The following is a 1,587-nucleotide window of genomic DNA, read 5'->3' as shown; positions in this document are numbered from 1 at the left end:
CTTGATTTTTATGCAGTCGTCGTGGCTTTGGCCTTGTGGGCTTCGAGTGTGAGTTCGCGTTTGACGGTCTTGCCGACGTCGTAGCGGGGTGCCGGCATGCGGTTCTTGGCGCCGGGCGGGCGGCCTGGGCCGGCGTGTGCCGGTTGTGGCACGGCTGCTGGGCAGGCCGCTTTCGCGCGGATGTGACGGAACCCGCGTCTGACTCGGGCGGGCGTGAGTTTGTTCGGCGGAGCGGGTTTCTCCCAGGGGCGGCGCAGGTCCTCGGCGAGTGGGCGGGCGAGGCGGAGCTGGGTGTGCGCGACGATGATCAGCCAGGTCCACAGGTCTGCGGTGTCCGGGCTGCGGAACTGCGGTGCGGTCCAGCCGAGTGTCTGCTTGATCAGCCTGAAACTGTGTTCAAGATCGAATCTGCGCAGGAAGGCCTGCCAGATCCGGTTCAGGTGGGCGGTGTCGATGCCGGTGGCGGAGGACCACAGCCACAGCGGTGGCGCGTCCCGGTCGCCGGGCAGGTGCTCGACCTTGAGCCGGATCAACGTGCCGTGCAGCGCGGGGAGTTCGGCGTCGGTGTACTCGAGCCAGGGGCCGCGACGCTGCAGCCGGGGGTGCATGCGGTCCCACGCCAGTGCCTTGGCATTGCCGTAGCGGGTGGTTTCGGTGGCGGTGGTGACGTCGGGGGTGTGCCAGCTGTCGGGCTGGGCGAAAGTGAAGACGCCGCCGTGCCGGCGTGGGCGTCCGCCCCTGGGGCCGGAGCGGGGCTCGCCCGGGTCGCGGAGCATGATCCGGTCCGAGCGCAGCCGGCCGGTCAGCTCGACCGGCAGATCGGCTAGGACGTGGGCCAGTCGGGTCACGTCGTAGCCGGCGTCCATCACGATGAGGATGTCCGGATCGCCCGGATACCAGTGGCCTGCCGCGATCAGGCGCTCGACGACCTCCCGCAGCTGGGTGGCGGTGACGGCGGTTGCGTCGTCGGCCGGTCCCAGGCGTACCGCGTCCAGCAGCCCGACCCAGGAGGTGCGTCCGGACTCCAGTGCGGCGACGAACGAGTAGGGCCAGCCGGGGACGAGCTGGTCGGCATTGCGGCCGCGGCCGTAGGCGTGGCAGAACAGGCGCTCGTCGCTGGTCGGGGCGTCCGGGCGGAGCCAGTTGGAGACGTCCACGGCCAGCGCGATCCGTCCGTCCGAAAGCCGCGGCAGCGGCAGGTTCGCGAGGGTGCGGCGCAGCCGCGTCGGTTCCAGCCAGCCCCGGTCCAGCGCCTGGTACATCGCGCCGTGCCCACGGCGGTGCTCCAGTGCCAGCGAGAGTTCGACCAGTGTCTTGACCGGACCGTCTGTACACAAGATCGCGTCGGTCAGCTCGAAGAGCGCGTCCGCGCGCGTGTACAGGCTCTCGTAGAACTCGACCCGAAAGCGGGACAAGATGCCCAACGCGTCACTTACGGGCGCATCGAGGGGGAGACTCATGGGCAGCGGCCGTTCTCTGGTTCTTCGTGACTCGACATCTCGAAGCGTGGAGAACGGCCGCCTGTGCTGTCCCCGGAAGAACCGCAGATCAGCAGGTCGAGTGACCTGCGAGGTTAAACAACAAGCT

1 protein-coding gene is annotated in these 1,587 nt (G+C 69.0%); it reads right to left on the bottom strand.

Annotation, left to right across the window (positions count from 1 at the left end; translation table 11 throughout):
• Positions 1–8 precede the first annotated feature (8 nt).
• The gene (locus tag ABD330_RS32230) at positions 9–1,460 is read right to left on the bottom strand and encodes an NF041680 family putative transposase (protein WP_344469868.1); all 1,452 of its coding nucleotides are present in this window, start codon (positions 1,458–1,460) and stop codon (positions 9–11) included.
• Positions 1,461–1,587 lie beyond the last annotated feature (127 nt).

The organism is Kitasatospora kazusensis (assembly GCF_039529945.1).
Taxonomy (GTDB): Bacteria; Actinomycetota; Actinomycetes; order Streptomycetales; family Streptomycetaceae; genus Kitasatospora; species Kitasatospora kazusensis.
Note: the sequence above shows the minus strand (reverse complement) of the source record. Positions and strands in the feature narration are given on the sequence as shown.

Excerpts from the sequence above, each read along its gene's own strand:
- ABD330_RS32230 (WP_344469868.1), bottom strand. The coding sequence starts at position 1,460 with ATGAGTCTCCCCCTCGATGCGCCCGTAAGTGACGCGTTGGGCATCTTG.